Annotated in this window: 22 protein-coding genes; 9 read left to right on the forward strand and 13 right to left on the reverse strand. The window is 71.8% G+C overall.

Going from position 1 to position 22,702, the window contains the following annotated elements:
* Positions 1–131: 131 nt before the first annotated feature.
* The gene (gene pulA, locus V6U82_RS19240) at positions 132–5,627 is read right to left on the reverse strand and encodes a pullulanase-type alpha-1,6-glucosidase (RefSeq protein WP_334463083.1); all 5,496 of its coding nucleotides are present in this window, start codon (positions 5,625–5,627) and stop codon (positions 132–134) included.
* Between the two features lie 143 nt (positions 5,628–5,770).
* Positions 5,771–6,457 carry a cellulose binding domain-containing protein gene (locus V6U82_RS19245; RefSeq protein ID WP_334463085.1) on the reverse strand — a complete coding sequence of 229 codons (687 nt, stop codon included), beginning with the start codon at positions 6,455–6,457 and terminating at the stop codon, positions 5,771–5,773.
* 154 nt (positions 6,458–6,611) lie between these two features.
* On the opposite strand from V6U82_RS19245, the gene V6U82_RS19250 reads away from it, so the two are divergent.
* Positions 6,612–7,211 carry a GNAT family N-acetyltransferase gene (locus V6U82_RS19250; RefSeq protein WP_334463087.1) on the forward strand — a complete coding sequence of 200 codons (600 nt, stop codon included), beginning with the start codon at positions 6,612–6,614 and terminating at the stop codon, positions 7,209–7,211.
* Between the two features lie 39 nt (positions 7,212–7,250).
* On the opposite strand, the gene V6U82_RS19255 is transcribed toward V6U82_RS19250, so the two are convergent.
* Positions 7,251–7,904 carry a GOLPH3/VPS74 family protein gene (locus V6U82_RS19255; RefSeq protein ID WP_128137146.1) on the reverse strand — a complete coding sequence of 218 codons (654 nt, stop codon included), beginning with the start codon at positions 7,902–7,904 and terminating at the stop codon, positions 7,251–7,253.
* 199 nt (positions 7,905–8,103) lie between these two features.
* Between V6U82_RS19255 and V6U82_RS19260 the strand changes: the two genes are divergently transcribed.
* Positions 8,104–9,615, forward strand: a complete 1,512-nt coding sequence (locus V6U82_RS19260) for an APC family permease (RefSeq protein ID WP_334463089.1) — start codon at positions 8,104–8,106, stop codon at positions 9,613–9,615.
* Between the two features lie 51 nt (positions 9,616–9,666).
* On the opposite strand, the gene V6U82_RS19265 is transcribed toward V6U82_RS19260, so the two are convergent.
* Entirely contained in the window at positions 9,667–10,056 is a 390-nt protein-coding gene (locus V6U82_RS19265; RefSeq protein ID WP_030274248.1) for a hypothetical protein, read from the reverse strand.
* A gap of 41 nt (positions 10,057–10,097) precedes the next feature.
* Entirely contained in the window at positions 10,098–10,868 is a 771-nt protein-coding gene (locus tag V6U82_RS19270; RefSeq protein WP_334463097.1) for a hypothetical protein, read from the reverse strand.
* Between V6U82_RS19270 and V6U82_RS19275 the strand changes: the two genes are divergently transcribed.
* A complete protein-coding gene (locus V6U82_RS19275; protein ID WP_141708223.1) occupies positions 10,867–11,055 on the forward strand; it encodes a hypothetical protein in 189 nt (62 codons plus the stop codon). The two genes, V6U82_RS19270 and V6U82_RS19275, sit on opposite strands and share 2 nt — an antisense overlap.
* A gap of 41 nt (positions 11,056–11,096) precedes the next feature.
* On the forward strand, positions 11,097–11,903 hold the full coding sequence (locus V6U82_RS19280) for a hypothetical protein (RefSeq protein WP_334463099.1): 807 nt from the start codon (positions 11,097–11,099) through the stop codon (positions 11,901–11,903).
* A 422-nt stretch (positions 11,904–12,325) separates the two neighbouring features.
* On the opposite strand, the gene V6U82_RS19285 is transcribed toward V6U82_RS19280, so the two are convergent.
* Both V6U82_RS19285 and V6U82_RS19290 read right to left on the reverse strand, forming a co-directional pair.
* Positions 12,326–12,979, reverse strand: a complete 654-nt coding sequence (locus V6U82_RS19285) for a DedA family protein (protein ID WP_334463102.1) — start codon at positions 12,977–12,979, stop codon at positions 12,326–12,328.
* 23 nt (positions 12,980–13,002) lie between these two features.
* The gene (locus tag V6U82_RS19290) at positions 13,003–13,359 is read right to left on the reverse strand and encodes a VOC family protein (RefSeq protein ID WP_334463104.1); all 357 of its coding nucleotides are present in this window, start codon (positions 13,357–13,359) and stop codon (positions 13,003–13,005) included.
* Between the two features lie 156 nt (positions 13,360–13,515).
* On the opposite strand from V6U82_RS19290, the gene V6U82_RS19295 reads away from it, so the two are divergent.
* Positions 13,516–16,371, forward strand: coding sequence for an aconitate hydratase (locus V6U82_RS19295; RefSeq protein ID WP_334463106.1), 2,856 nt, complete (start codon positions 13,516–13,518; stop codon positions 16,369–16,371).
* Between the two features lie 376 nt (positions 16,372–16,747).
* Complete coding sequence (locus V6U82_RS19300) at positions 16,748–17,140, forward strand: hypothetical protein (protein ID WP_334463108.1); 393 nt, start codon at positions 16,748–16,750, stop codon at positions 17,138–17,140.
* An 89-nt stretch (positions 17,141–17,229) separates the two neighbouring features.
* Here V6U82_RS19300 and V6U82_RS19305 read toward each other — a convergent pair whose 3' ends face one another.
* Positions 17,230–17,628: an SRPBCC family protein gene (locus V6U82_RS19305; RefSeq protein ID WP_334463110.1), complete on the reverse strand. Its 399-nt coding sequence runs from the start codon at positions 17,626–17,628 to the stop codon at positions 17,230–17,232.
* 77 nt (positions 17,629–17,705) lie between these two features.
* On the opposite strand from V6U82_RS19305, the gene V6U82_RS19310 reads away from it, so the two are divergent.
* Together V6U82_RS19310 and V6U82_RS19315 are read left to right on the forward strand one after the other, a co-directional pair.
* Positions 17,706–18,182, forward strand: a complete 477-nt coding sequence (locus V6U82_RS19310; RefSeq protein WP_128137375.1) for a YfbM family protein — start codon at positions 17,706–17,708, stop codon at positions 18,180–18,182.
* A gap of 80 nt (positions 18,183–18,262) precedes the next feature.
* Positions 18,263–19,039: a hypothetical protein gene (locus V6U82_RS19315; RefSeq protein WP_334463113.1), complete on the forward strand. Its 777-nt coding sequence runs from the start codon at positions 18,263–18,265 to the stop codon at positions 19,037–19,039.
* Positions 19,040–19,049: 10 nt separating this feature from the next.
* Here the strand turns inward: V6U82_RS19315 and V6U82_RS19320 are convergent, their stop codons facing one another.
* Positions 19,050–19,781, reverse strand: a complete 732-nt coding sequence (locus V6U82_RS19320; protein WP_334463115.1) for an SDR family oxidoreductase — start codon at positions 19,779–19,781, stop codon at positions 19,050–19,052.
* A 95-nt stretch (positions 19,782–19,876) separates the two neighbouring features.
* On the opposite strand from V6U82_RS19320, the gene V6U82_RS19325 reads away from it, so the two are divergent.
* Positions 19,877–20,725, forward strand: coding sequence for a LysR family transcriptional regulator (locus tag V6U82_RS19325; protein WP_334463117.1), 849 nt, complete (start codon positions 19,877–19,879; stop codon positions 20,723–20,725).
* An 8-nt stretch (positions 20,726–20,733) separates the two neighbouring features.
* Here the strand turns inward: V6U82_RS19325 and V6U82_RS19330 are convergent, their stop codons facing one another.
* Genes V6U82_RS19330 through V6U82_RS19345 form a run of 4 tightly spaced genes read right to left on the reverse strand, consistent with a single transcriptional unit; the run spans position 20,734 to position 22,643 of the window.
* Positions 20,734–21,216, reverse strand: coding sequence for a GNAT family N-acetyltransferase (locus V6U82_RS19330; protein ID WP_334463119.1), 483 nt, complete (start codon positions 21,214–21,216; stop codon positions 20,734–20,736).
* Positions 21,217–21,242: 26 nt separating this feature from the next.
* Positions 21,243–21,851 carry a GTP-binding protein gene (locus V6U82_RS19335; protein WP_128137372.1) on the reverse strand — a complete coding sequence of 203 codons (609 nt, stop codon included), beginning with the start codon at positions 21,849–21,851 and terminating at the stop codon, positions 21,243–21,245.
* Positions 21,832–22,221 (reverse strand): DUF742 domain-containing protein, encoded by a 390-nt coding sequence (locus V6U82_RS19340; protein WP_013287416.1) that lies wholly within the window; start codon positions 22,219–22,221, stop codon positions 21,832–21,834. Before V6U82_RS19340 ends, V6U82_RS19335 begins: the two co-directional genes overlap by 20 nt.
* The gene (locus V6U82_RS19345; RefSeq protein ID WP_013287417.1) at positions 22,218–22,643 is read right to left on the reverse strand and encodes a roadblock/LC7 domain-containing protein; all 426 of its coding nucleotides are present in this window, start codon (positions 22,641–22,643) and stop codon (positions 22,218–22,220) included. The genes V6U82_RS19340 and V6U82_RS19345 overlap by 4 nt, the downstream gene beginning before the upstream one ends.
* Between the last annotated feature and the right edge of the window lie 59 nt (positions 22,644–22,702).

A 22,702-nucleotide genomic window follows, 5' to 3' on the forward strand; every position in this document is an offset into this window, starting at 1 on the left:
CCTCATCAGCAACAACGACCCCACCAACTGCGCCAACACCGTCGAGGACTGCTTCAACTGACCTGACGGCCCGGGGTACGCGACCGGCCCCCTGCCACATGACGTGGCAGGGGGCCGGTCGGCCGTGCCGGTCAGCTCTGGACGAACACCGCCACGCTGCGCGCGGGCACGGTGAACGTGCCGGCGGCCCGGTCGAACGACGCGGTACGCAGCGCCGGGTCGGCCGAGTTCCGCAGCACCGGATGCAGCGCCACGTTCGCGCCGCGCAGCCCGGTGACGGTCTGCTCCGCCGTCTGCGGCGTGGCATTGAAGACCACAGTCACCGACTTCCACTTCCTGTCCAGCCCTCGCGCGTCGAGGGTCATGGTGAGCACGCCCGGAGTCTCCTTCGTCCCGGACAGCGGGAACGCCACCCGCTTCTGCACCTGCTCGGCGGTGTCGAGCCCGAACACCGGCGAGGACCGGCGGACGCGCAGCAGCTCCGCGTACCGGGCGTCGGCCAGCTCGATCGCCGCGCAGTCCGGCACCAGCGACGGATCGGCCAGCAGCGGCTTCGCGTACGACCACTTGTCCTTGTTGTCGGCCTCCGGCGGCAGGCCCGCGCCGAACCCGTTGCCCTGGGCGCAGTCCCACCGGATCTGGTTGAACCAGTCACCGGAGTTGTACGAGTTGCGGTCCAGCGACTTCGAGCGCAGCCGCTCCGAGCCGGTGGTGACGAACCCGGCGCCCTGCCCGAGCGCGGTGGTCGCCAGCGCGAGCACCTGCATCCGGGCCCGGTCCTGCGCCGAGGTCCCCTGCGGCAGCTTGTAAGCCAGCGCGTCGTACAGGATCTCGTTGTCGTGCGCGTCGACGTAGGTGACCGCCTCGCCCGGCGCGGCCGTGTATCCGGCCGGGGCGCCGTTGTAGTCGACCTGCGCGCCGGTGACCCGCTCGCCGGTGGAGTCGGTGAACCGGTAGCCGCGCAGGTTCCCGGTCAGACCCACCTTGATCAGGTCGTGCTGGTGCAGCAGCCGGGCCCGCTGCTCGGCCGCCGACCCGTTCACCTCGTCGCCGTTCGGGTCGGTGTAGAGGCCGGAGGCGAAGCCCTGCACCCGCGGGTTGGCGTCGAACGGGCCGCCGCCGCGCACCGCGTCGCGGAGCCGGTCGTTGAACGTGCCGACGCCGGTGCCGGCCATGTTGGCCTGCGTGGCCTGCGTGAACCGGGCGTCGTCGGCGACCTCGCCGAAGTTCCAGCCCTCGCCGTACAGCAGGATCTTCCGGCCGTCCACGCCGTCGCGGGCGAGCGTGAGCTTGTCCAGCGCGGCCCGTACGGCCAGGATGTTCGCCTTCGGGTGGTGGCCCATCAGGTCGAACCGGAAACCGTCCACCTTGTACGCCTTGGCCCAGGTGACCAGCGAGTCCACCACGAGCTTGCCCATCATGGCGTGCTCCGGGGCGGTGTTGGCGCAGCAGGTGGAGTTGGCGACGGTCCCGTCCTCCAGGAGCCGGTGGTAGTAGCCGGGCACCACCTGGTCGAGCACCGACTTCGGGTCGGCGCCGGCGGCCGAGGTGTGGTTGTAGACCACGTCCATGACCACCCGCAGGCCGGCCTTGTTCACCCCGGCGACCATCTGGCGGAACTCGGTGGTGCGCTTCGCGCCGTTCGGGTCGACGGCGTAGCCGCCCTCGGGCACCGTGTAGTGCAGCGGGTCGTACCCCCAGTTGTAGCCGTCGGTGCCGGCGACCGCCGCGACGCATTTCTGCTGCTCGTCGGAGTCCGGCGGCAGCGCGGCCAGGTCGCAGGCCGGCCGGGCCTGGTCGGCCCGCTTCTCCGGGATGGTGGCGAAGTCGAAGGCCGGCAGCAGGTGCAGGTGGTTGACCCCGGCGTCGCCGAGCGCCCGCAGGTGCTTCATGCCGGCCGTGTCCGGATCGGTGAACGCCAGGTAGGTGCCCCGCCGTTCGGCCGGGACCGTGGTGTCGGCGATGGAGAAGTCCCGCACCGACAGCTCGGAGATCTGAACCTTCGACGCCGGCGGGGCGGCCGGCTTGCGCAGGTTCGCCCACCCGGCGGGCGCGAGCGCCGGGTCGGTCAGGTCGACGATCTGGCTGTGCGTGGAGTTCGGCGCGAGCGCCACCGAGTACGGGTCGGTCACCGACGCGGTGACCATCTTCTGCGTGGCCGGCTGCCACGCCTGCACCCGGTAGCGGTAGTAGCGACCGTTCCACGCCTTCGTGCCGCGTACCGACCAGACGCCGGTGCGGTCGTCGCGGCGCATCGCCACGCTGGTCGGCTGGGCCGTGGGCGAGTCGTACAGTTCCAGCGAGACGGTCCGCGCGGTCGGCGCCCACACGGCCAGGGTGGGCACCCGGCCGGCGAACGTCGGGCCGAGCTTCGCGCCGGTCGCCGCCGCGTAGACGTCGTCGAGCACGCCGGGGATCTGCACGCCGGTGGCGGCGAGCAGCGCGCCGTCGGCGTCCCGCTCGGTCACCACGATCTGGCCGCGCAGCGCCGCCGGCACCCGGGCCAGGTCGGCGCGGTCGAGCGTGAAGGCGCGCGAGGCCCAGAGATGGGGGTACGCCTGCCGTTGCGCCTCGGTCAGCCCGTTGCGCTGCGCCCGCAGCCCGATGGTGGTGTACGTGCCGGTCAGCTCGCCGTCGGCGAGGCCGATCCCACCGGCCGGGGCGACGGCGAGCGCGTACCGCCTGCCGTCGGTCGGCCCGGTGGCCCAGGCGACTGTGGACCTGTCGATCCACTGCGCCTTCTGCTTGGTCAGGTCGAGATCCTTGGCGGCGCCGGACGTGGTGGTGGGCAGCAGCCGCCCCTTGACGCCGGCGAGCAGCCACACCTCGCGTCCGGCGGTGGAGAAGTCGAGCCGCTGGTCCTCGGGCTGATCCTTCTCGTCGCCCCGGTGGATGATGTAGCTCAGCCCGGTCGCCCCGGCGGCGAGGGGCACCCGGAACACCGCGCCGTACGCGTCGATCTTCTCCGGCTTGAGCGGGGCGGCCCAGTCGGTCGGGGTGGCCGCGCCGTCCCACAGGTGCAGGCCCCAGCCGTCGTAGTTCCCGTCGGCCTTGCGCCAGTGGATCAGCGCGGTGTTCTGGTCCACCGGTGGGTCGGGCTCGCCGGTGGCGGCCTGCCGCGTCGGGTAGACCGCCGGGTCGCCCTGCTTGACCCAGACCTCGCCGGTCGCAGTCACGTCGATGGTGCGGTCGTTCGCGACGTCCTTGTTGCCGTCGCCGTCGATCACGAGGAACCCGACGGTCTTCGCGCCGGGCTTGAGCTTGACCCAGGCGAACCGGCCGTACGAGTCCTCACCGGCGAACGGCTGCCCGGCGGGCCACTCGGTCACGTACGCCGGGTCGATGTCGCCCCAGGCGTAGAGCCGCCAGTCGTCGTACCCGCCGGCCGGGCGCTGGTAGTGCACGATCGCCCAGTCCCGCGACGCGCCCTGCGCGGGGGTGCCGACGGTGCCGGTGGCGCGGGCGGTCGCGGTGCGGCCCTTGCCGTCGCGGACCACCGCCTTGTACTCCACGCGGGTGCCGCCGGGCAGGCCGGTCAGGTCGTGGTGCACGGTGTACGGCGCGCGCTGCGCGCTGCCCAGCAGCGTCCACCTGCCGCCCGCGACCCGGGCGGCGAACGTGACGGTGGCGAGCGGGTCGCCGGTCACCTGGGCGGTGACGGCGGCCTTGCCGGGCACCGGGGCGTCGCCCGGCTCGGTGATCGTGATCTTCGGCGCCCCGGCCTGTGGGATCGCCCGGTCGGCCTTCAGCACCAGCGCCGACATCGCCGGCACGGTGACGCTCAGCTTGCCGTCCGCGCCGGCCGTCGCGCCGGTGGCGCTGCCGTACACGCCGGTGAAGCGGGCGCCGGCCGACCAGGTGTCCACCGTGACAGTCTGCGGGGTCGCGGCGTTGTTCACCGCCGCCACGTACTCGATCCGGTCGGACGGCAGGACGCGGGAGAACGCGAAGACGCCCGGCCCGTCGGCCGCGTACCGGGTCACCTGCACGCCGTCGCGCAGCGCCGGGTGCGCCGCCCGCAGCTCGCCCAGCTCGGCGATGGTCCGGTAGAGCGGGTGGCGGGTGTCGTACTGGTCGGCGGCGTGGGTGCGGGTGGTGCCGATCAGGTCGTCGTCGAGGTAGTCGGCGGTCCGCGAGGCGAACATGTCCTGCCGGGCGTCCTTGTCGCCGCCCGGGCCGGTGAAGCCCTGCTCGTCGCCGGAGTAGACGACCGGCTGGCCGCGGGTGAGGAACATGAGCTGGTGGGCCAGCCGGCTGCGGTTCAGCTGGGTGGCGTCGTCACCGCCGGCGGCGGCGACGAACGAGCCGATCCGGCCCATGTCGTGGTTGCCCAGGAACGTGGTGAGCCGGTTGGCGTTGGTGTCCCGCGCGGAGTACAGGTCGTCCTTGGCGTAGACGTCGGCGAGCGCCTTGGCCGAGCCGTCGGCGGCGGCGTACCCGCGTGCCGCCTCCTGGAACGAGAAGTCGAGCGTGGCGGGCAGCCCGCCCTGCCGCACGTAGGTGGACTGGATCTCCTGCTCGGCGCTGTAGACCTCGCCGAACATGAAGAAGTCCTTCTTGCCGGCCTTGGCCGCGGCGGCGTCGACGCCGCGGGCGAACTGCGGCCAGAAGTCGAGGTTGGCGTGCTTGACCGTGTCGAGGCGGAACCCGTCCACGCCGGCCTTGCCGATCCACTGGGCGTAGATGTCGGTCATGCCGCGGACCACCTCGGGACGCTCGGTCCACAGGTCGTCGAGGCCGAAGAAGTCGCCGTACTCGCTGTTCTCCCCGGCGAAGGTGGAGTCACCGCGGTTGTGGTACATGGTCGGGTCGTTCAGCCACGCCGGTACCTTGACCTTCGCGTCGGCCGGAGTGGCGAAGACCGGGGTGTACGGGAACGACTTCTCGTTCACCGCCGGGAACCTGCGGGTGCCGTCGGCGTAGTTGCGGTCCTCGAAGGGGCGTCCCTGCGCGTCGCGGTAGGGGGCGGTCTTCTTGTCCACGTAGCCGTACTTGTCCTCGGCGTACCGGATCACGTCGGCGGTGTGGTTGACGATGATGTCGAGGTAGACCTTGATGCCCCGCCGGTGGGCCAGGTCGACCAGCTTCTTCAGCTCGGCGTTGGTGCCGAAGTGCGGATCGACCTGGGTGAAGTCGGTGATCCAGTAGCCGTGGTAGCCGGCCGAGACGTCCGCGCCGGTGCCCTGCACCGGCCGGTTCTTGAAGATCGGCGCGAGCCAGATGGCGGTGGTGCCGAGCCCCTGGATGTAGTCCATCCGGTCGATCAGGCCCTTGAGGTCGCCGCCGTGGTAGAAGCCCTTGTCGGCCGGGTCGAGACCGGTGGTGAGCCGGCCGCCGGTGAGGCCGCCGGTGTCGTTGCGCTTGTCGCCGTTGGCGAACCGGTCCGGCAGGACGAAGTAGAACTGCTCCGCCTTCGCGGTGCCGGTGCCGGCCTTGAGCAGCGCGTCGGCGGACGGCTCGCGGTTCCACTGCGGAGCGTTGCCGGCGGCCAGGACGTCGGGGGTGGCGGCCGGGCGGGTGGCGTCGGCGCCGAGCTGGTGGAGGGCCACCGGCACGCCGACGAGAGTGAGTACGAGGGAGGTGACCAGGGCGAGCAGCGCCTTGGGGGATATCGGCGGCGGTTTCATCGACGGCCTTTCTCTGGTCGCTGATTCGCCCGCACGCTAGCCCTTGCCGAAACATTCTGCAATACCTTGCAAACACTGCCGCAACAAAGCAGTCACCTTGCAAGAGGAGGCATCCGACGCCGGCCCGTACCGGGCCGCGCGGTCTAGCGTTCGACGCAGGGCGTGCCGTCGACGGTGCAGCTCACCGGCCGGGTGCCGGCCCGCTCGATGTGGAACCGCACCGGCACTGACTGCCCGGGAGCCAGGTCGAACCCGCTGCGGTAGGTGAACACGCCGTCGTCGAAGCGGAACACGCCCTGCTCGGCGCCCTCGACCCAGGCGGTGACCAGCCGGCCACCCGGGAACACCGCGCGCACCGTCCAGCCCCGCGCCGTACGCGCGGTGTTGACCAGCAGCACCTCACCGATGAAGCCGCCGTCGAAGACGCTCGGCACGCTGTACCGGCCGGTCACCGCCGACGGCGGCGTGGCAGGAGGTGTCGGAGGCAGCACCGGCCGGGCCACGCCCCGGGGGCTGGGAGTCGGCGCGGCCGGAGTCGCCCGGGCGGGCAGCACCGTGGACCGGGGCGACAGGCCCGGCACCACCGCAGCGGTGGCGGAGACCGGCGACGGGCCGGTGGGGGTGACCGCGGCGGGCGTCGGCGGAACATGCGGCAGCGACATCACCGGATCCGCCGGACCGGCCGCCGGGAACGTACGCCGGCCCCGCACCGAACCGAGCGCCACCACCAGCAGGACCACCATCACGACCACGCCCGCGGCGACGAGAATCCAGGGGGACGAGGTCATGGCGGCCCCGGGCTGCGGGCCGGGACGACGCGAGCGGGACATGGTCCTCCTGTCGGGGTCCGGGCCAGCGTAGCCACCCGGACCGGGTCGCGGCGAGCGCCCGGAATCGGGGCCTGCCGCACGGCGCGGACACCTGATACCTTGCACGCCGATCAATGACCACAATGGCTCGTCGAGCCGGTAGGACGGTTGGCCAGTGACTGAGTGGCAGGGCAACATCCGGCGCGCGTCCACTGCGGACGCCGCCGTCGTGACCGCGATCCTCGCCGAGGCGTTCATGCGGGATCCGGTGAGCGGCTGGGTCTTCCCGGCCGACGACCACCGCGCCCGGGTCCATCCCGCCTTCTTCGGACCGTTCGTCGCGCTGGCGCTGCGCACCGGTGAGGTACACGTCGCCGGTGACGGGCTGGGCGCCACGCTCTGGCTGCCCACCGGTGAGGGTCACGACGCCGAGGAGGGCGACGAGTTCGACGAGATGGAAGCCGCGATCGGCGCGGAGGCCATGAAGCGGTTCGGTGTGCTGGACGAGATGATGAGCGCCCGGCACCCGGGTGAGCCGCACTGGTACCTGCCCTTCATCGCGGTGCACCCGGACCATCACGGCAAGGGCGTCGGCTCGGCGCTGCTGCGTAACAAGCTGGCCGAGCTGGATCAGGCCGGCACCGCGGCGTACCTGGAGGCCAGTTCGCCGCGCAACGCCGCGCTCTACGAGCGGCTCGGATTCCGGCGCCGTCCGGTCACGCTGGACCTGCCGGAGGGCCCCAGCCTCTACCCGATGTGGCGCGACCCGGCCTGACCGGCACCGTCCCGCCCCGGCTCGGCCCGGGGCGGGACGTCATCGCCGTACCGTCGTGGTGGTGACGTCGAGCGCGCCCACGACGGCGGCGAGCAGCCCCTCGAGCTGAGCCGGCAGGAACCGGCGGCAGTCGCGCATCCGCGTGGCCACCTGCGGGTCGAAGATGTGCGCGGCCAGGCCCACCGCCTCGGCGAGCGTCGCCAGCAGCAGCGTGCCCGGGTCCAGTTCGGCCGGGGACGAGTGCATCAGCATCGCGGTCAGCCGCACCCGCGGTGAGGCCGCCTGGTTCGGGTCGATGGCCGGCCAGCGCACCGTCCGGCCGATCAGTTTGCCCTGCTCGCGGCGGAGCACGCCGGCGGTGACCAGCCGGGTGCCCACCCGCTCGTTGATGTTGAGCTGGGTCCGCAGGTAGCGGATCCACAACCGGGCCGGATGCGCCCCCTCGCGGCGCAGGATCTCGGTGATCAGCAGGTCGGTGAGCGGCTCCTGCCACAGCCGCGGATCGACGGCGGCGATACCCCCTCCGTCGAGGGCGATCCGGCCCTCGAACATCAGCTCGGCGAGCGCGGCGCCGGCCAGCCCGCACTCCAGCCGGTCGACCGCGACGTGTGGCTTGCCGGTGAACTCGTCGTGTCCGATAAGGAACAGCGCATCCGCAAGCCGGTAAGTGGCCTGCGCCCCGGGGTAGGTCATGGTCCATCCTCGAACGGTGGCCGTGATCGTCGACACGGGACGGTACGGCATGACCACGCACAGCTCAATTCCGGCCGTTCAGGCGCACCCCAATCGATATCGAAGCGGGGTTGTCACGATACGTGATCACCAATACCCTGCTTCAGGTTGTTCCGAAGTAGACACATCAATCCCCTCACCCCCCTCCCCTGGAGAAGCCTTGTCCTCCGATCCGTTCTTCTCCGACGGTGGGCTGCGCCGCGGTCGTCTCGGCACCGCCCACCTCGTCTTCTTCACCGTCGCCGCATCCGCCCCGCTGACCGTTCTCGGCGGTGGTGTCACCACCATGTACGCGGTCAGCGGCAACATCGGCGCCGCGCTCGGATACGTGCTCCTCGCCGCCGTGCTCGCCGTCTTCGCCACCGGCTACGCCGCGATGAGCCGGTACGTCGCCAACGCCGGCGCGTTCTACGCGTACATCGCCAACGGCCTCGGCCGGGCCGGCGGGGTGGCCGGCTCGGCTGTCGCGCTCGCGGCGTACAACGCGATCCAGATCGGTCTGTACGGCCTGCTCGGTCAGATCCTTCACGAGTTCATGGACGCCAAGACCGGCATCAGTCTCGACTGGTGGGTCTGGGCGCTGCTGGCCTGGGTGTTCATCGGCGCGCTCGGCGTCCTGCGCATCGACCTCAACGCCACGGTCCTCGCGGTGCTGCTCATCCTCGAGTGCGTGGCCGTGCTGATCTTCGACCTGGTCGCCTTCGCCAACCCCGACGGCGGCACCGTCACCACCGCCGGCATCAGCCCCGGCCACCTGTTCGGCGCCGGCTTCGGCGCGGTGCTCGCGTTCACCATCGCCTCCTTCACCGGCTTCGAGAGCGGAGCCATCTACAGCGAGGAGGTCAAGGACCCGCGGCGCACCGTGGCCCGGGCCACGTACATCGCGGTCGCGTTCACCGGCCTGTTCTACGCCTTCTCGGCCTGGGCGCTGACCGTGCTCACCGGTCCGGAGAACGCCCCGGCGGCCAGTGCCGAGGCGGGACCGGGCATCATCTTCGGCGCGCTCGGCCAGTACACCGGCGCGGTCGTCGCGGACATCGCCAACGTCCTGTTCATCACCAGCGTGCTGGCCGCCCTGCTGTCGTTCCACAACGGCGTGGCGCGTTACCTGTTCGCCCTGGGCCGGGAGCGGGTGCTGCCGGGCTTCCTCGGCGCCACCTCCAGTCGCAGCGGCGCGCCCGTGGCGGGCTCGCTGGTGCAGAGCGTCCTCGCCGTGGTGGTGTTCCTGGCGTTCGCGATGACCGGCCGTGACCCGGTCATCGACCTGTTCACCTGGCTGTCCGGCGCCGCGGCGGTCGGCGTCGTGCTGCTGATGACGCTCACCTCGGCCTCCGTGGTGGGCTTCTTCCGGGGCCGCCCCGGCCCGGAGAGCGCGTGGCAGCGGGCGATCGCCCCGGCGCTCGGCACGGTCCTGCTCACCGCCGTGCTGCTGGTGCTGCTGTTCAACTTCGACGCGCTGCTCGCCCCCGACACCGCGAGCTACCTGAAGTGGCTGCTGCCGGCGATCCCGGTGGCGGCGGGCGTGGTCGGCCTGATCTGGGGCGCGATCCTGCGCACCAGCCGGCCGGACACGTACCGCCGGATCGGCCAGGTCACCGAGGAGGGCCTGCACGAGCCCGGCCTGCACCCGGCGCCCGAGGCCGACCGCTGGGCCGGCGCCCACCACCGCTGACGCCCGTCGGCGCGGCGGCCGGCCACGCGGCCGGCCGCCGCACCACCACGATCAGGCGGTACGGATGACTGTGCAGATGACCGGGCCGTCCTCGGTGGTGCGCAGCAGGTAGCGGTAGCGCTCGCCGGGGACCGCGCCGCCCTGGCTGTCCAGGAACTCCCAGCGCACCGCCACCTCGGTGAGCAGCGCGGAGATCTGCTGCACGTCCTCGATCTGCGCGTTCGCGGCGACGAGTTCCCGCTCCTGGTAGTCGGGCGCGGCGCCGACGAAACTGAGCGCCACCGCAGCGGGCGAGGTGAACGAGAAGCTGTAGGTGTCGGCGACCACCAGCCCGGGCAGGGCGTAGCAGCCGGCGATGGCCGGCACGTCGGCGGTGGTCAGCGCCACGCCGTACCGGTCGAAGAAGTCGGTGAGCGTGTCGAGGTCGGTGGAAGCCGTCACGACGCTCCTCATTACCGGCCCGCCCCGGCGGCAAACCTTCCTCAGCGCGGCGGGATCCGCACCTCGATCTCGGCGCCGAGGTGCGCGCCGCCGCGCAGCGCCAGGTCGTCGCCGCTCCAGAACCGGCCCGGGTCGTACCAGTTGGGCCGTCGCCCCTCGGGTAGCAGACCCATCGCCTCGTAGGTCACCGCGACCACCTCGGCGCAGTACGCCGTCTCCAGCGCCGCGGCGTTCTCCCTGCTGGAGTCGCCGATCCCGCTGGTGTCGCCGGTCTCGCCGGCCCTGCCCCGGCTGCCGGTCTCGCCCCTGTCGATGATCCTGCTCAGGATGCCGATCTGGTTCCTGTCGCCGGTCCTGCCCAGGAGGCCACCGAGGCTCAGGCGGCGCGCGTGCGGCAGCCGGCCCCGGGCCCACCGCCAGGCGAGCTGCGCGGTGGACGGGAACGGCGTGCCGTCCAGGCGAGCCACGGTACGCAGCACCGCCTCCTCCATCGCGGTGTCCGCCGGCGGTTCGAGCTGGCGCAGCCAGCCCCGCTGGCCGTACCGGTTGGCCCAGACGCAGACCGCGTCCCGCAGGTCGTGCAACTGCACGCCGCGCTGGTGGGTGCCGGTCCACATGTCCGGCAGCGAACGCCCCAGCTCGGCATGCCACATCAGCGGCGGCATGTCGTCGAGCACCACGGCCATGCCGACGTGGTTCACCGGGCTGTTCGTGGTGAGCTGGATGGCCCGGTCGGGCACGCTGCGTCCGCGGAACACCCACAGGTCGCCGGTGCGGGTCAGCTCCACTGCCTCGTCCAGGCTGATGCTCATGGAGGACTACCCTATGCGGATGCGGCAACGGATGCGGTGGTGGAAGGTACTCGGTCTCGCGGGTCTCGCCGGCGTCGCGGCGACCGGAGTGGTGGTGGCGCGGGCCGAGCGGCGGCGCCGGGCGTACACCCCGGAGGAGATCCGGGACCGGCTGCGCGAGCGGCACGCGAAGGCCTCCTCGTCCTGACCGGACAGTCGGGGGCGGCGGATTCTCCTACCATCGCAACGATGGGAACCGTTTTCTGGGAGAGCCCGTTCGTCCTCGATCCCCCGCCGGCAGCCGTGGAGCGGCACGGCGACGTCGACCTGCACGTGCCCACCGGCGACGGCCGGCACCCGGCGGTCGTCGTCGTGCACGGCGTGCCGGGGCCGCCCGAAGCTCCCGACGCGCGGGACTGGCCGCTCTACCGGGGCTACGGCGCGCTGCTCGCCGAGGCGGGTGTGCTGGCCGCGATCCCCCGGCTCACCGTGGCGAGCCCGGACGACCTGTACACGGTCGCCGCCCGGGTGACCGCCGCCGCCGAACTGCTCCGCGCCGACCCGAGAGTCGACGCCGACCGGCTCGGCCTGTGGTTCTTCTCCGGTGCCGGCCTGCTGCTCGGCGACTGGCTCCGCGAACCGCCCGCTTGGCTGCGCGGCCTGGCCGCGACCTATCCGCTGCTGGCGCCGCTGCCCGGCTGGCCCCCGGTGGATCCGCGCTTCCGCCCGATGGACGCCCTCGACCTGCCGGCGGATCAGGGCGCCGCCGCTCCGTCGGGCACGACCTCCCCCGGCGGCGCGAACGTCGACGCCGTGCGCGTGGAGGACGCGGCGGGGCCGACGCTCGTGCTGACCCGGGCGGGGCGGGAACGGCCCGAGGTCGCCCCCACCATCGAGGCGTTCACGGTGGTCGCGCGGCGGCGGGGCATCCCGCTGTGCGTGGTGGACGTGCCGAACGGGCAGCACGGATTCGACGCGCTGGACCACACCGAGGAGTCCCGGACCGCGGTCCGAACCGCCCGCGACACCCTGATCACCCTGCTCACCGCCCCCTGACCCCGCCGACCCCCGGTGTGCCCGCGAGCAGTGCGCGCCAGAAGCACCGCAGCACCCGACCCCGCCACCCCGATCGCGTCGATCATGAAGTTGGCGGCGACAAATCACGCACCAAACACCGTCAACTTCATGATCGACGGGGCAGGGCAGCGCCCGGCAGCGCGGGCATCTCGTTCACCCGGCCCAGCGGTTCACCGCGCCCTACTGACCCGCTCGCCCCTATCCGCGTCGTGATCAAGGAGTTTGTGTCACCGCGGGAGCCCGCACAGCACACAAACTCCTTGATCACCGGACGAGGGCGGGGGCGAGGGAGGGGGGGGGGGACGGGCGAGGGCTAGGGGAGGTGCTGTGCGGCCCTGGACGGGTTATGCCCGGGAGGCGCTGGACCGGCCGTCCACCTTCGGGCGCGCGGGGCTGACCGGTCAGCGGTCGGCGGCGGGGACCGGGGTGGCCCGGTCGGGGGCCTCGGACGGGTGCAGGCGCTTGGCGCGGCGGCGCAGCCACGCGGTGCTGACCACGCCGGCCAGCACGGCCAGCACCAGCCCGGCCCAGGAGATGTCCTTGAGCCAGTGCTCGGCGGCCTGCCCGAGATAGAACAGCAGGTAGGTGGTGCCGAACGCCCACACCAGCCCGCCTGCGGCGTTGGCGACCAGGAACCGGCGGTACGGCACGCGCAGCGCCCCGGCGAGCGGCCCGGCGAGGATGCGCAGCAGCGCGACGAACCGCCCGAAGAACACCGCCCAGACGCCGTGCCGGGCGAAGCTCAGCTCGGCGCGGGCCAGGTGTGCCGGGCCGAGGTGTTTCGGGAAGCGCCGGCCGAGCCGTTCCAGCAGAGGGCGGCCACCTCGGCGGCCCACGGCGTACCCGATGGAGTCGCCGATGATGGCGCCGGTCGCCGCGGCGGCGGCCACCCACTCGGGCCCGACGGCGCCGGTGGCGGCGAGCAGCGCGGCGCTGACCAGCACGATCTCGCCGGGCAGCGGGATGCCCATGCTCTCCACACCGATCACCCCGCCCACGAGCAGGCAGATCAGGGCCGGCGGGAGCGCGGCGAGCCAGTGCTGTACGTCGACCACCCGCCGACCCTACCCGCGCCCGGTCAGCCCGCGGGGGCCAGGAACTCCAGCCGGTTGCCGTGCGGGTCGTACGTGTGGAACCGCCGCATGCCGGGAATCTCGTCGTCGCCCCAGGTCACGGCGTGTCCGGCGGCGTCGAGGCGGGCGGCCAGCTCGTCCAGATCGAGGCGCAGCAGCGCGGGGTGCGCCTTGCGGGCGGGCCGGAAGTCGTCCTCGACGCCCAGGTGCAGCTCGACGTCGTACCCGGTGAACCAGCAGCCGCCGCGGGCGGCGAGGGCCGGGGGTTTGGGCTTCTCGGTGAGGCCGAGCAGACCGGCGTAGAAGGAGCGGGACGTGTCCTCGGAGCCGCGGGGGCAGGCGAGCAGGACGTGATGGATCATGGTGGCACCTCCTCGTCCCGCAGCGTGGCACGAGGTTGCACGAATAGCAAGACGGACGTACGGTTTTGTAGAGACCGACGCAGGTAAGTGTTGCCTAAGCACGGCAGCGCCCCGGTCGGTGCGACAAACTGCTCAGGACTACTCACGGTCGCTGGTGTGAAGGAGTACGACGTGGCGAGCCTCGACACCTTCGGTGCGAAGACCCAGCTACGCGTCGGAGACGCGAGCTACGAGATTTTCAGGATCGACAAGGTGGAGGGCCACGAGCGGCTGCCCTACAGCTTGAAGATCCTGCTGGAGAACCTGCTGCGGACCGAGGACGGCGCGAACATCACCGCCGACCACATCCAGCAGCTCGGCGCGTGGGACGCCACCGCCGACCCGAGCGTGGAGATTCAGTTCACCCCGGCCCGGGTGCTGATGCAGGACTTCACCGGCGTGCCCTGCGTGGTCGACCTGGCCACAATGCGCGAGGCGGTCCGTGACCTGGGCGGCGACGCCACCAAGGTCAACCCCCTCGCTCCGGCCGAGCTGGTCATCGACCACTCGGTCATCGCCGACCTGTTCGGCCGCGAGGACGCCTTCGAGCGCAACGTCGAGCTGGAGTACGAGCGCAACAAGGAGCGCTACCAGTTCCTGCGCTGGGGCCAGACCGCGTTCAACGAGTTCAAGGTCGTCCCGCCGGGCACCGGCATCGTGCACCAGGTCAACATCGAGTACCTGGCTCGCACGATCATGGAGCGCAACGGCCAGGCGTACCCGGACACGGTCGTCGGCACCGACTCGCACACCACCATGGTCAACGGCCTGGGCGTGCTGGGCTGGGGCGTCGGCGGCATCGAGGCCGAGGCCGCGATGCTCGGCCAGCCGGTCAGCATGCTGATCCCCCGCGTGGTCGGCTTCAAGCTCTCCGGTGAGATGCCGGCCGGCACCACCGCCACCGACCTGGTGCTGACCATCACCGAGATGCTGCGCAAGCACGGCGTGGTCGGCAAGTTCGTCGAGTTCTACGGCCCGGGCGTGAGCGCCGTGCCGCTGGCCAACCGCGCCACCATCGGCAACATGTCGCCGGAGTACGGCTCGACCGTGGCGATCTTCCCGATCGACGCCGAGACCGTCCGCTACCTGGAGCTGACCGGCCGCGACGCTCAGCAGGTCGCGCTGGTCGAGGCGTACGCCAAGGAGCAGGGCCTCTGGCACGACCCGGAGCGCGAGCCGGAGTACTCCGAGCGCCTGGAGCTGGACCTCGGCACCATCGAGCCGTCGCTGGCCGGCCCGAAGCGCCCGCAGGACCGGGTGCCGCTGGGCAGCGCCAAGACGCTGTTCCGCGCCGCGCTCAGCGACTACGTGGCCGCCGACGAGACCGGCGGCGACCCGGGCCGCAAGCCGGGCGTGCCGCAGCAGGAGAAGCCGTTCGGCGCCGACGGCCCGGCCGACGAGGCGTCGGCCGAGTCGTTCCCGGCCAGCGACTCCCCCGCCAACGGCGTCAACGACCCGGCGGACGCGCCGCGCGACCTGGAGACCGCCGCTGTGGGCGCGGGCGGCCGGGCCAGCAATCCGGTACGCGTGACCAGCGCCGACGGCGTCGAGTACGAGCTGGACCACGGCGCCGTGGTGATCGCCGCGATCACCTCCTGCACCAACACCTCGAACCCGCAGGTCATGATCGGCGCCGCGCTGCTGGCCCGCAACGCGGTGGAGAAGGGCCTGGCCCGCAAGCCGTGGGTGAAGACCACCCTGGCGCCGGGTTCGAAGGTCGTCATGGACTACTACGACCGCGCCGGCCTCACGCCGTACCTGGAGAAGCTCGGCTTCAACCTGGTCGGCTACGGCTGCACCACCTGCATCGGCAACTCCGGCCCGCTGCCGGAGGAGGTCTCCGCCGCCGTCAACGACGGTGACCTGGCGGTCGTTTCGGTGCTGTCCGGCAACCGCAACTTCGAGGGCCGGATCAACCCGGACGTCAAGATGAACTACCTGGCGTCCCCGCCGCTGGTGGTCGCGTACGCGCTCGCCGGCACCATGGACATCGACCTGGCCAACGAGCCGATCGGCGAGGACGCCCAGGGCAACCCGGTGTTCCTGCGGGAGATCTGGCCGAACAGCGCCGAGATCCAGGACGTCATCGCCTCCGCGATCGGCGCGACCGGCTTCAGCGCCGCGTACGCCGACGTGTTCGCCGGTGACGAGCGCTGGCAGTCGCTGCCGACCCCGACCGGTGACACGTTCTCCTGGGACGGCGAGTCGACCTACGTGCGCAAGCCCCCGTACTTCGAGGGCATGCAGCAGGAGCCGACCCCGGTGCAGGACATCGCGGACGCGCGGGTGCTGGCCAAGCTGGGCGACTCGGTGACCACCGACCACATCTCCCCGGCCGGTTCGATCAAGGCGGACTCCCCCGCCGGCAAGTACCTGGCCGAGCACGGCGTGGCCCGGCACGAGTTCAACTCGTACGGCTCCCGCCGGGGCAATCACGAGGTGATGATCCGGGGCACGTTCGCCAACATCCGGCTGCGCAACCAGCTCGTCCCGGGCGTGGAGGGCGGCTTCACTGTGAACCACCTGACCGGCGAGCAGACCTCGATCTACGACGCCTCGATGGCCTACCAGGAGGCGGGCGTCCCGCTGGTCATCCTGGCCGGCAAGGAGTACGGCTCCGGCTCGTCGCGTGACTGGGCGGCCAAGGGCACCATGCTGCTGGGCGTGAAGGCGGTCATCGCCGAGTCGTACGAGCGGATCCACCGCTCGAACCTGATCGGCATGGGCGTGCTGCCGCTGCAGTTCCCGGGCGGCGAGACCGCCGAGTCGCTGGGCCTGACCGGCACCGAGACGTTCTCGATCAGCGGCGTCACCGCGCTCAACGACGGCGACACCCCGCGTACGGTGAAGGTCACCACCGACACCGGCGTGGAGTTCGACGCCGTGGTCCGCATCGACACCCCGGGTGAGGCGGACTACTACCGGCACGGCGGCATCCTGCAGTACGTGCTGCGCCGCATGATCGCGAGCTGATTCGCGTACGGCTGACACAGGGCCGCTTCCCGCTCCGGCGGGGAGCGGCCCGTACGCGTAACCCCGCGCATACATCGTCAGCCCGACAGCGCACGCCTCTGAGTCGATCAGCGGCTGGGATCGCCGAAAGCGCCACAGGTCGCAACCAATGCCAAAAGCCAGGCTACAAGAGGATTGGTGGCCGGGCGCCATGGGACAACTCGACGACCTCGCTCAGTTGAGCGCGTAGGTGAGCGTGGATCGCTTCGAATCTGCCACCTGCAGCCCCCCAGCCACATTGATGACGTGGTATGTTCGAAAACATGCGCAAGGGGAGGCCTCCCTACCAAGCGAAGGGACACGGTGCTTAGTGAAATTCTTGACGCGGATCCTTCTAGTGCTGTCAGCAGTGGCGGCAACCTCGATCACCTACGCCACTCCGGCTAGCGCGGGAACGTGCTCCTTTAACGGGCAGACGATTTGCGGCTGGGTCAAGAACAATCTTTCCAGCAGCTACACAGTGAAGGTGGCGATCCTGGGTTCTGGTAGCGAGCGGTGCGCGACCTGGAATGCAGGAACGTTGGCCTGCAAGACCTACTGGCTACCGAGCGGAAAGTCAAGTTCTTCCATTGGGGTCATCGATGCCGATGCCTACATGGTTGAATCGCGGTACTACCACGGCTACTACGGCACATCGGTAAATGCTTTTACGTGGACAAAAATTACCGATGCCCTCGATGTGAATTGCGGCTTACCCCGAGGCGCTTCCATCCCCAGCTGCACCTTCTGATCGGTTTTCCTTCGGCGGAGTGCTGGCTAACATCGTCGGCACTCCGCTGCCACGCCCTTTCGCAACTGTCTGGAAGACACTTCCGGATGTCAGTTGCATTCCAGTACGGCCTTGAGCCGGGCCAGGTCCGCCTGAACGAGCGCGGTGTCCCGGTCGAAGTCCGCGTCGCTCATGCCGGGCATCCGCCGCAGGCTGAACACCACCTCGGTGGCGTCCCCGTCGGCGATGGCGCGCAGCGGCACGTAGACCGTCTCGCCCGACGGCGTCAGCACCTCGTGGTCGAGCACGCCGTACTCGTTGGCCGGGGCGAAGGTCAGCCGCGCTCGCCCCTCGGGTGTGTCCACGTACCAGTGGCCGTCGACGAGCACGACCGAGCCGCCGAGGCCCGGGGCCCAGCGGGGCAGGTTCGCCGGGTCGGCGGCGAAGGCGTAGACCTCCGCGACCGGACGGTCGATGTGGACGCTGAGGTGCCGGGACTCCGAGGCCATGCGCCGATGATGGCACGCTGTCGGACGCCTGCTTTACGCTGCCGCCGATTCCGACCGACACCCCGGGAGACGACCACATGGGCATGGTGTTCACCGCACGCCGGCTGTCCGGCGAGGACCTGGCGACGGTGCTGGCCGACCCGGACGCGGTCGGCACGCTGTTCGACGGCGGTCCGGACGAACTCGACCTCGACAAGGCGTGGCACGGGCTGCACTACCTGCTGAACGGCACCACGTACGAGGTCCGGGGCGACGCCGGCCCGGCGATCATCGGGGGCGACCCGATCGGGCCGGACCTCGGCATGGGCCCGGCCCGGCTGCTCATGCCCGACGCCGTGCGCGCCGTGGCCGCCGGGCTCGACGCGGTCGACGACGCGACGCTGCGGGCCCGCTTCGATCCGGCGGCCATGTCGGAGGCCGAGATCTATCCGCACATCTGGGACGACGGCGAAGACGAGTTCGACAACTACCTGCTGCCGAACTTCACCGCGCTGCGCGACTTCTACCGCGACGCGGCGGCGAGCGGAGACGCCGTGCTGCTCGCCGTCACCTGACCCGCCGGAAACGAGCCGCTGGAGACGAGCCGCCGGCAACGGGTGCGCGACGACGGCCCGGGCGCCGGTAGCGTGCCGGCGTGGGACTCGACGCGTTCGTGTACTGCCGGTGCTGGCAGGACGGCCTCGCCACCCCGTGCCCGGTCGGGCCGGTCGGCTACGACGAGGACGGCTGTCTCGCGTTGTTGCGGCCGTGGGAGGGCAACAAGGCCGCGCACCGCACGTTCGACGCCTGGCAGGCGGAGGCGTGCCCGCACAAGGCAATGGAGCAGGCGAACGAGCACGTGTCCAACTGGGCCGGTGTGCGGCTGTTCCAGCAGGCGCTACGCGCTGCCGGCGAGCACCGTTTCCCGACGCTCGCCGCCGCGCTGCCGGACGCCAACGGCGGCTCACTCACTGCCGACCAGGCAGCGGTCGCGCTCGCCGAGCTGGACGCGTTCGCCCGTACCGCCCGGATCACCGACGAGGTGGAGCTGGTCGACGAGGCGACCGGCGCGGTCGTGATGCAGTACGTCGAGGCATACCGCGGATTGTTCATGTTCGGCCCGGGCTTTCAGGCCGGGGTCGATCCGGACGGCTTCTTCGTCCTCGACCGCGCCGACCCGCCGGTCACGCTGTTCCGGGCCGTCCGGTTCGGCCAGCGGCCGCTGCCCGGCGACCGGGTGGAGTTCACCGCCGGCGGGACGCGGACGGTGATGGCGATGCGGCCGGTGGGCGAGCACGGCGAGCCGCCGCCCGAACGGCTCGCGGTACGGACCCGGAGCCGGTCGGGCGGCGACTTCGCCTACATCGTGGAACCGCTGCGCCGGCTGTGCGCGGCGTCGGTGGCGACCGGCAACCCGGTCATGTGGTACTGACGAGCGCCGCTCACCACGGGATCGTGCCCGCGTCCTCGAAGTAGCCGCCGGTCGGCCCGTCGTCCGGCAGCGTCGCCAGCCGGATTCCGATCGCCGCGCCCTGCTGCGGGGTCCGCACGCCCCGGAAGCCGTTGAGGTCGGTCGCGGTGAAACCCGGGCAGGCGGCGTTGATCAGGATGTTCGTGCCGGCGAGCGCCCGCGCGTACTGGATCGTCACCGCGTTGAGCATGCTCTTCGACGGCGAGTACGCCACGGACAGCGGCCCGGTCTGATGTTCGCCCTCCGAGGCGCTCTGCCGCGTCAGCGAGCCGACTCCGCTGGACATGTTGACGATCCGCGGCGAGGCCGAGCGGCGCAGCAACGGCAGCATCGCCTCGGTCACCCGGACCACCCCGATCACGTTCACCTCGACCGCGGTCCGGATGGTCGCGAGGTCGACCTCACCCGGGTGCTGCGGCGTGCCGCCGGTCACGCCCGCGTTGTTGACGAGCACGTCCAGGCCGCCGGCCTCCGTCTCCAGCAGCCGGGCGGCGGCGGCCACGCTCGCGTCGTCGGTCACGTCCAGCGGTACGCCGAACGCGTCCACACCACCCGCGCGCAGCTTCGCCACCGCCTCCGCGAGCCGCTGCTCGTCCCGGGCGCCGACGCCCACCCGCCAGCCCAGCGCGCCCAGGCCCGCCGCGATCTCGTACCCGATGCCCTTGTTCGCGCCCGTCACCAGCGCGATCGTCCGTTCGCTCATGGTCTCGATCCTGTCCGCGCGGCGCGCGGGCCTCCAACACCGCCTCGGTAGCGGCCGATACCCGGCGGGTATCGATCCGGCGGTACGGTGGCGGGATGGAGACGCGGGAGCTTCGCTACTTCGTCGCGGTCGCCGAGGAACTGCACTTCGGTCGCGCCGCGCGCCGCCTGGGCATCGCCCAGCCGCCGCTGTCGCGGGCGATCCGCCAGCTCGAACGGCGCCTCGGCGTGACGCTGCTGGAACGGGACAGCCGCAGCGTCGCGCTCACCGCGGCCGGGTCGGTGCTGCTACGGGAGGGCCGGGCCGCCCTGGACGCCGTGGACGCCGCCGGCCGCCGTACCCGCCGCGCCGGTGAGGCCGCGAACGGCGGCCCCGGGCTGGTGCTGGCGACGAAGGCGGGCGCGTCGAGCGAGCTGCTGCCGAAACTGCTCGACGCGTACGCGGCCGAGCCGGACGCGGTCCCCGTCGAGGTGCTGCTGTGCGGCATCGGCGAGCAGGAACGGCTGCTGCGCGACGGACGGGCCGACGTGGCGCTGCTGCACCTGCCGTTCGACTCGACCACGGGGCTGGACACCGAGGAACTGGTCACCGAGCAGCAGGTGGCGGTCCTGCCGGCCGGACATCCGCTGGCCCGGCGGCCACACCTGCTGATGGCCGAGGTGGAGACGCTGCCCGGCCTGCCGATGCCACGCTGGCCCCGGGCCGACGGGTCGTACCCGGAAGGTCCGGGCCCCGAGGTCCGGGACCACGCCCAGTTGTTCCAGCTCATCGCGCTGGGCCGGACCGCGGTGGTGCTGCCGGAGTCGGTCCGGTCGCTGCTGCTCGCCGACCTGGTCGCCGTGCCGGTGCCGGACGCTCCGGCGGTGACCACCGTCATCGCGTGGCCGCCGCACAGCCGGTCCCGGCCCCTCGCCGCCCTGATCCGGACCGCCACCCGCCTCTGACCCGGCTCCTAGGCGGGCAGATCCTTGCGCATCTGCTGGGTGACCACCCGGTAGCCGGACGTCTCGTACAGCTTGCGTGCCGTCTCGTTGGCGCCGAAGACGTTCAGCTCCAGCGCCTGGGCGCCGTGCTCCCGGGCCGCCCGCTCCCCCGCCGCGAGCAGCGCCCGCCCGAGGCCCCGGCCCCGGTGCTCGGCGGCCACCTCGATGTCGTAGAGGAACGCGCAGCCGGCGAGCCCACGCGGGTGGGTGAGACCGATCCACAGGCGCCCCACCGGTGAGCCGTCGGCCAGCACGCCGAGCAGGAAGAGCATGCCGGGCGTAGCCATGCCCTGCGGCAGGAAGGCGGCACTCTCCCGCCGGGCCCGGTCGAGCGCCTCCTCCGGAGTCCAGTTGCCGGCGGCCACGTGCTCCCGCGCGTACCCGGCGGCCAGCTCGTCCTGCCATCTGTCGAACTCGTCCGGGTTCATCGCCCGGACGCTCACCTCGGTCATCGCCACTCCCCCGTCGATGTGACCGTTCAGTCCTCGGCGGCGCGGCGGCGCGCCTCCCGCAGCTTCATGGCGTGCTCCAGCAGCGTGATCAGCACCTCCTTGGCCGACTCCCGCTTGCGCGCGTCGCAGAGCACCACCGGTACGCCCGGGTCCAGGTCGAGCGCGGCCTGCACCTCGTCGAGACGGAACTTCTTGGCGCCCTCGAAGCAGTTCACCGCCACCACGAAGGGCGTACCGCGCCCCTCGAAGTAGTCGATCGACGGGAAGCAGTCGGCCAGCCGGCGGGTGTCGGCGAGCACCACCGCACCGAGCGCGCCGAGTGCCAGCTCGTCCCAGACGAACCAGAACCGGTCCTGCCCGGGCGTGCCGAACAGGTAGAGCACCAGGTCGTCGCTGATGGTGATGCGGCCGAAGTCCATCGCCACCGTGGTGGTCGACTTCTCCTCGATGCCGGACAGGTCGTCGATGCCGATCCCGGTCTCGGTCAGCACCTCCTCGGTCCGCAGCGGCCGGGTCTCGCTGACCGCGCCGACCATCGTGGTCTTGCCGACGCCGAACCCGCCCGCGATCAGGATCTTGATCGCGGTGGGCAGCGGCGCGGCGCCCGCCGGCCGCTCAGAGCGCCCGTAGTCCATTGATTACCGCCTCGAAAACGTGCTCGTCGGGAAGGCCGGCGGTGGTCGCGCGCGGCTCGCGTACCTGTACCAGGCTGCGGGCGGCAAGGTCTCCGAGGAGGACCCGGACCGTGCCCACCGGCAGGTCGAGATGGGCGGCGATCTCGGCCACGGAGAGGATCCGCTGGCAGAGGCCGACGATCGCCACGTGTTCCGGGCCCAGCCCGGACTCCGACCCGACATCGGTGCGGGTCGAGGTGACCAGCGAGATCAGGTCGAACGTGCCGGTCACCGGGCGGGCCCGGCCTCCGGTCACCGCGTACGGGCGCACCACCGGGCCGGCGTGGTCGTCCACCCACTCCTGCTCCGCGGAGTCCCCCCGGCCGGTCATCGTGCCGCGTTCTCGCCGAGGGGCTGTTCCCGGGTCGGTGACGCGACGAACCGGCCGACCCGGGTGACGAGCATGGCCATCTCGTACGCGATCAGGCCGACGTCCGCGTCCTCCGAGGCCAGCACCGCCAGGCAGGCGTTGCGCCCGGCCGCGGTGACGAACAGGAAGGAGGACTGCATCTCGATGATGGTCTGCTGTACGTGCCCGCCACCGAACCGCTTGCCCGCGCCGCGGGCCAGGCTCTGGATGCCCGCCGCCATGGCCGCCAGGTGCTCGCCGTCGTCCCGGCTCAATCCGCGGGACGAGGCCATCAACAGTCCGTCGGTGGAGAGCGCCACGGCGTGCTCCGCCTGCTTGACCCGGCCGACCAGGTCATCCAGCAGCCACGTCAGATCCGCGCTCGAAGCCGTCTTCTGCGCCACTCGTCGTCCTCATCTTCCCGGCTGGTGTGCCGTCAACTTCCGGTTTCCGTCGCGTCGAC

This window comes from Micromonospora sp. CPCC 205554 (assembly GCF_036902745.1).
In the GTDB taxonomy this organism is placed as follows: Bacteria; Actinomycetota; Actinomycetes; order Mycobacteriales; family Micromonosporaceae; genus Micromonospora; species Micromonospora tulbaghiae.

What these genes read in the sequence shown, in the direction of transcription:
- pulA (WP_334463083.1), bottom strand. Translation starts at nt 5,627, where the DNA reads ATGAAACCGCCGCCGATATCCCCCAAGGCGCTGCTCGCCCTGGTCACC.
- V6U82_RS19245 (WP_334463085.1), bottom strand. Translation starts at nt 6,457, where the DNA reads ATGTCCCGCTCGCGTCGTCCCGGCCCGCAGCCCGGGGCCGCCATGACC.
- V6U82_RS19255 (WP_128137146.1), bottom strand. Translation starts at nt 7,904, where the DNA reads ATGACCTACCCCGGGGCGCAGGCCACTTACCGGCTTGCGGATGCGCTG.
- V6U82_RS19275 (WP_141708223.1), top strand. Translation starts at nt 10,867, where the DNA reads ATGGAGGACTACCCTATGCGGATGCGGCAACGGATGCGGTGGTGGAAG.
- V6U82_RS19270 (WP_334463097.1), bottom strand. Translation starts at nt 10,868, where the DNA reads ATGAGCATCAGCCTGGACGAGGCAGTGGAGCTGACCCGCACCGGCGAC.
- V6U82_RS19280 (WP_334463099.1), top strand. Translation starts at nt 11,097, where the DNA reads ATGGGAACCGTTTTCTGGGAGAGCCCGTTCGTCCTCGATCCCCCGCCG.
- V6U82_RS19290 (WP_334463104.1), bottom strand. Translation starts at nt 13,359, where the DNA reads ATGATCCATCACGTCCTGCTCGCCTGCCCCCGCGGCTCCGAGGACACG.
- V6U82_RS19305 (WP_334463110.1), bottom strand. Translation starts at nt 17,628, where the DNA reads ATGGCCTCGGAGTCCCGGCACCTCAGCGTCCACATCGACCGTCCGGTC.
- V6U82_RS19310 (WP_128137375.1), top strand. Translation starts at nt 17,706, where the DNA reads ATGGGCATGGTGTTCACCGCACGCCGGCTGTCCGGCGAGGACCTGGCG.
- V6U82_RS19320 (WP_334463115.1), bottom strand. Translation starts at nt 19,781, where the DNA reads ATGAGCGAACGGACGATCGCGCTGGTGACGGGCGCGAACAAGGGCATC.
- V6U82_RS19325 (WP_334463117.1), top strand. Translation starts at nt 19,877, where the DNA reads ATGGAGACGCGGGAGCTTCGCTACTTCGTCGCGGTCGCCGAGGAACTG.
- V6U82_RS19330 (WP_334463119.1), bottom strand. Translation starts at nt 21,216, where the DNA reads ATGACCGAGGTGAGCGTCCGGGCGATGAACCCGGACGAGTTCGACAGA.
- V6U82_RS19335 (WP_128137372.1), bottom strand. Translation starts at nt 21,851, where the DNA reads ATGGACTACGGGCGCTCTGAGCGGCCGGCGGGCGCCGCGCCGCTGCCC.
- V6U82_RS19340 (WP_013287416.1), bottom strand. Translation starts at nt 22,221, where the DNA reads ATGACCGGCCGGGGGGACTCCGCGGAGCAGGAGTGGGTGGACGACCAC.